5 protein-coding genes, 2 tRNA genes and 1 pseudogene are annotated in these 4747 nt (G+C 68.8%); 1 reads left to right on the top strand and 7 read right to left on the bottom strand.

Annotated elements, in window-relative coordinates:
* Positions 1 to 73: 73 nt before the first annotated feature.
* The 7 genes from QR77_RS24440 to QR77_RS24410 all read right to left on the bottom strand — a co-directional run bounded on the left by QR77_RS24440 (position 74) and on the right by QR77_RS24410 (position 3727).
* Positions 74 to 1555 (bottom strand): DHA2 family efflux MFS transporter permease subunit, encoded by a 1482-nt coding sequence (locus QR77_RS24440; protein ID WP_052489022.1) that lies wholly within the window; start codon positions 1553 to 1555, stop codon positions 74 to 76.
* A gap of 95 nt (positions 1556 to 1650) precedes the next feature.
* Positions 1651 to 2211, bottom strand: coding sequence for a TetR/AcrR family transcriptional regulator (locus QR77_RS24435; RefSeq protein WP_107068978.1), 561 nt, complete (start codon positions 2209 to 2211; stop codon positions 1651 to 1653).
* 82 nt (positions 2212 to 2293) lie between these two features.
* Complete coding sequence (locus tag QR77_RS24430) at positions 2294 to 2722, bottom strand: MaoC family dehydratase (protein ID WP_040024262.1); 429 nt, start codon at positions 2720 to 2722, stop codon at positions 2294 to 2296.
* 5 nt (positions 2723 to 2727) lie between these two features.
* Positions 2728 to 3180 (bottom strand): MaoC family dehydratase N-terminal domain-containing protein, encoded by a 453-nt coding sequence (locus QR77_RS24425; RefSeq protein WP_040024261.1) that lies wholly within the window; start codon positions 3178 to 3180, stop codon positions 2728 to 2730.
* An 85-nt stretch (positions 3181 to 3265) separates the two neighbouring features.
* On the bottom strand, positions 3266 to 3430 hold the full coding sequence (gene rpmG / locus QR77_RS46870; protein ID WP_003956487.1) for a 50S ribosomal protein L33: 165 nt from the start codon (positions 3428 to 3430) through the stop codon (positions 3266 to 3268).
* Positions 3431 to 3534: 104 nt separating this feature from the next.
* Positions 3535 to 3607, bottom strand: a tRNA-Met gene (locus QR77_RS24415).
* Positions 3608 to 3654: 47 nt separating this feature from the next.
* Positions 3655 to 3727 (bottom strand) — tRNA-Thr (locus tag QR77_RS24410).
* Between the two features lie 378 nt (positions 3728 to 4105).
* Here QR77_RS24410 and QR77_RS49050 point away from each other — a divergent pair.
* Positions 4106 to 4747: pseudogene (locus QR77_RS49050) on the top strand (hydrolase); the annotation flags it as partial.

Raw genomic sequence — 4747 nt, 5'->3', positions numbered from 1 at the left:
CGTGGCGGGAATCCCGCCACGGGAAGCGACCGTACGAGCTGCTGGTCGGAGGGTGCCGGTCGGGCGGTGCCGGTCAGACCGTGGCCGACTGGCGCTCGTCAGCGGCGTCTGTCGCGTCCGCCGCGTCCGCCGCGCCGTCGGCCGCTTCCGTCCGCCGGGTGCCACGGCCGGGGATGAGGAGCGCGGTCAGCGCTCCGAGCCCTACGAGCGCGGCGCCGATCCAGAGGGCGGGAACGGTGCCGTCGACGAAGGTGTCGGCCGTGCCGTAGCCGCCCCGGGCGGCGAAGACCGCGCCGAGGACGGCGACGCCGAGGGCTCCGCCGACCTCGCGGAGCGCGTTGTTCGCGCCGGAGGCGATGCCCTGCTCGCCCGGCCGGACGCTGGACATGACCAGATTGGCGGCGGGGGCGAAGTACAGGCCCATACCGATGCCGCTGATGATCAGGCCGGGGAGCTGGGTCCCGTACGACATGCCGGGGTCGAGGACGAGGGCGAACAGCCCGAGGCCCACGGCTTGGAACGCCAGTCCGGCGACGACCACGGGACGGCCGCCGATCCGGTCGGAGAGCAGCCCGGCGAGCGGCGAGACGATCAGCGGCATCGCGGTCCAGGGGAGCATCCGCAGGCCCGCTTCGGTGGGCGAGTAGCCGACGACGCTCTGGAGGAACTGGCTCAGCAGGAAGATCGAGCCGAACATGCCGAGGTACATCAGCAGGCTCGCCGCGTTGATGCCGGCGAAGCCCCGGTTCTTGAACAGCCGCATGGGCAGCATCGCGTCGGGCCGGACGCTGCTGTGGCGGACGAAGCCGGCGAGCAGGGCCGCGCCGGCTATGAGGCCGGTCAGTACGGTGCCGCTGGTCCAGCCGTCGGAGTTGGCGTTGACCAGGGCGTAGACGATGCCGAAGAGGCCGGCGCTGATCAGGACGGTGCCGGGGACGTCGAGCCGGGCATCGGGTGCGTGGGATTCGCGCAGGCGCAGCCGGGCGAGCGGCAGCAGGACGATGCCGATCGGGACGTTCAGCCAGAAGATCCACGACCAGGAGAAGTGCTCGGTGAGTGTGCCGCCGACAAGCGGGCCGCAGGCGACGGCCAGGCCGGTCACCGCGCCGAATATGCCGAGGTAGGCGCCGCGTTTGGCGGCGGGTACGGCGGCGGTGAGGAGGGTCAGGGTGAGCGGCAGCATGATCGCGGCGCCGATCCCCTGGATGGCGCGTGCGGCGATCAGGGCGTTGATGCCGGGCGCGAGGGCGGCGGCCGCCGAGGCGGTGGTGAAGACCATGAGGCCGATGATGAAGAGCCGCCGGCGCCCGAACCGGTCGCCGAGTGCCGCGCCGAACATGAGGAGAACGGCAAAAGTCAGCGTATAGGCGTTGACCGTCCATTCCAGGTCTTCGAGCGCGCCGCCGAGATCCTTGCGGATGGAGGGCAGCGCGGTGGTGACGACGAGGTTGTCGAGGGCCGCCATAAAACCGGCGAGGCCGGTGATGACAAGGACCCAGACGGCGCTGGAGGCGCCCGGAGTGGGTGGGCGGCTGGACGGGTTCGGCTGGTTCATCGTTCTCCCCCTGCTCGATCTTGATTAGCTATCGATTACTAACTTTCTCAGGCACACAGGTGCGGTCCACCAGGACCGCACCTGTTACCGGACCCTCAGCACTTCGGGCCTTGATCCGATTTCTCGAAGCCGACCCAGACACGGTGGTCCGGCGCGAAACCCATCGAGACGAGCGTGTTGATCAGCATCCCGTAGGCCATGAATTTCGTGCTCTCGTCGACGTCCGCACCAAGGGCGAGACGGACCGTGTCCCAGAGCTCCATCCAGCCGGCTCGCACCGACTCACCGAAGGAGTGGTCCCCGGCCGCCTCGGCGGCCGCCACCGCGACGTACATCTGCATCTGCATCAGCAGCTTGTCGGGGTCCTCGGCGATGAGCTTCTGGTACGCGTCGCTCATGGCGTCGAGGGCCTCGTCACCGCTCAGCCCTTCGGACGCCTTCTCCATGACACGGGTGGTCTCGGCGAGGCAGCGCTCGGACGCGGCGAGGAAGATGGCCTGCTTGTTCGCGTAGAGGCGGAAGAGATATGGCTGCGAGACGCCGACGCGGCGGGCGATCACCTCGGTGGACGTGCCGTGGTAGCCGGTGCGCGAGAACTCGCCGATCGCCGCTCGCACAACACTTTCCCGGCGCTCTTCCGCGCTCATCCTGACCATACGAAAAGGTTATTGGTCAATCACTAACCATGTCAAGCGCAGTAAGGGGCTGCCCGCCATGGCGGGTACCCCTTACAGAGCCTCAGGCCAGACGTACGACGGCGCGGGACATGCCCAGCACCTTGCGGCCCTCGTTCATGGCCGTGAGGTCCACCCGGACCCGGTTGTCGTCCAGTTTGGCCGCGACCTTGGCGCTGACCTCGATCAGCGCGCCCTGGTCGTCGTTGGGCACCACGACGGGCTTGGTGAAGCGCACGCCGTACTCGACGACGGCCCCCGGATCGCCAACCCAGTCGGTCACCACCCGGATCGCCTCGGCCATGGTGAACATGCCGTGGGCGATGACGTCGGGCAGGCCGACCTCTTTGGCGAACTTCTCGTTCCAGTGGATCGGGTTGAAGTCGCCGGAGGCGCCCGCGTACGCCACCAGCGTGGCGCGGGTGGCCTGGAAGGTCCGGGCCGGCAGCTCCGTACCGACCTCGACGCCGGCGTAGTCGATCTTCGCAGTCACCGTTCTCACTCCTCTTCGGCGCCGCGCGCCACCAGCTTGGTCCACGCGGTCACCACATGCTCGCCCGACTCGTCGTGCACATCGCCGCGGACGTCGATGATGTCGTTCCCGGCGAGGGACTTGATCGCCTCGATGGTCGAGGTGACGACCAGCCGGTCACCGGCCCGTACCGGCCGGGTGTACGAGAACTTCTGGTCGCCGTGCACCACCCGGCTGAAGTCCAGACCGAGCTGCGGATCGGCGATGACGTCACCCGCCGCCTTGAACGTGATGGCGAAGGGGAAGGTCGGCGGGGCGATCACATCGGAGTACCCGAGAGCCTTCGCGGCCTCCCGGTCGGTGTACGCCGGGTTGGGATCGCCCACGGCCTCGGCGAACTCACGGATCTTCTCCCTGCCGACCTCGTACGGCTCGGTGGGCGGGTAGCTACGCCCCACGAAGGACTGGTCGAGCGCCATGATCTCGTTCCCTCCTGATGGATTGACCACAACAAACGACGCGAGGCCGTCCCCATGTGGGGACGGCCTCGCAGACGAGCCTGATTCAGCGGGTTTCGCGGTGCGCGGTGTGCGAGTTGCAGCGCGGGCAGTGCTTCTTCATCTCAAGACGGTCCGGGTTGTTACGCCGGTTCTTCTTGGTGATGTAGTTCCGCTCCTTGCACTCCACGCAGGCCAGCGTGATCTTCGGGCGGACGTCGGTGGCAGCCACGTGAGTGCTCCTTGGACGGACGGATGAACGGATGAACAGGAAATAGATGAACGCAAAAAAGAGTAGCCGATCGAAGGACAGACCCTGCAATCGGCTACTGTCTGTAGCGGTGACCGGACTTGAACCGGTGACACAGCGATTATGAGCCGCTTGCTCTACCGACTGAGCTACACCGCTTCGATGTTGGATCTCCTCGCCCGGAGGCGAGGATCACCGAACACCGGAGCCCCAATACGGAATCGAACCGTAGACCTTCTCCTTACCATGGAGACGCTCTACCGACTGAGCTATTGGGGCGAGCGATGAAGACATTACACGGTCGCCCACCGATCGCCCAAATCCGTTTCCATGCCACTTCCCGGGCTCCCGCCGGGCGTTGGTTCCGGGCGCCACAGGGGTCACATACGCCGGGGGCGTACCCGGTACACACCGGGACATACCTGGCACATTCCGGCGGTACGTGGGGACGCGTGCCGGGCAGTGCCGGGCAGTGTCGGCCGCGCCGATATGACTATTCGGCTCCTCCCCGAAGAGCACACACGGCGGATCTACGCTCGACGCACGCGACGTGATCTTGCACACCCCGGACCTGCCAGCCCGGACCTGCCACCCCGGGCCCGCCACGAAGCGACCACGGACCGCCACGGACCCGCCGGAGCCCCCACCAGGAGCGCGATGCCCGACAGCCACCCACAGCCGCCCGACGGGGCCACCGACGGCGCCACCGCGCTCGTCCTCGGCGGGGCACGCCTCACCGACGGCCGGACCGTCGACGTACGGCTGCGGGGCGGCCGGATCGAGGCCGTGGGCACGGCGGGCAGCCTCACCCCCAGTGGCTCCCGGCTGGATCTGACCGGCTATCTGCTGCTCCCCGCCCCCGCCGAACCGCACGCCCACAGCGACACCGCGCTCACCGCTCCCGGCGTACTCCCGGACGACGGCGGCCCCGTGTCGTACGCCCCGGACGACGTACGGCGCCGGGCCACCGAGGCTGCCCTGCTGCAACTGGGGCACGGTGCGACCGCGCTGCGGTCGCACGTACGGATCGGGGACGCGCAGGGGCTGGGACCGCTGGAGGCCGTGCTCCGGGCGCGGCGCTCGCTGCGCGGGCTCGCCGACCTGTCCGCCGTGGCCGTGCCGCGCCTGCTGACCGGTGCGGCGGGCGCCGACGGGCGCGCGATGCTCCGGGACGCGCTGAAGATGGGCGCGGCCGTGGTGGGCGGCTGTCCCGACCTCGATCCCGACCCCGCCGGGTACGTGGAGGTGGTGCTCGACCTCGCGGCGGAGCACGGCTGCCCCGTCGATCTGCATACGGAC

The organism is Streptomyces sp. 150FB (assembly GCF_000818195.1).
In the GTDB taxonomy this organism is placed as follows: domain Bacteria; phylum Actinomycetota; class Actinomycetes; order Streptomycetales; family Streptomycetaceae; genus Streptomyces.
The sequence above is the reverse complement of the archived record's forward strand: the minus strand, read 5'-3'. Positions and strand labels throughout refer to the sequence as shown.

What these genes read in the sequence shown, in the direction of transcription:
- QR77_RS24440 (WP_052489022.1), bottom strand. Translation starts at nt 1,555, where the DNA reads ATGAACCAGCCGAACCCGTCCAGCCGCCCACCCACTCCGGGCGCCTCC.
- QR77_RS24435 (WP_107068978.1), bottom strand. Translation starts at nt 2,211, where the DNA reads ATGGTCAGGATGAGCGCGGAAGAGCGCCGGGAAAGTGTTGTGCGAGCG.
- QR77_RS24425 (WP_040024261.1), bottom strand. Translation starts at nt 3,180, where the DNA reads ATGGCGCTCGACCAGTCCTTCGTGGGGCGTAGCTACCCGCCCACCGAG.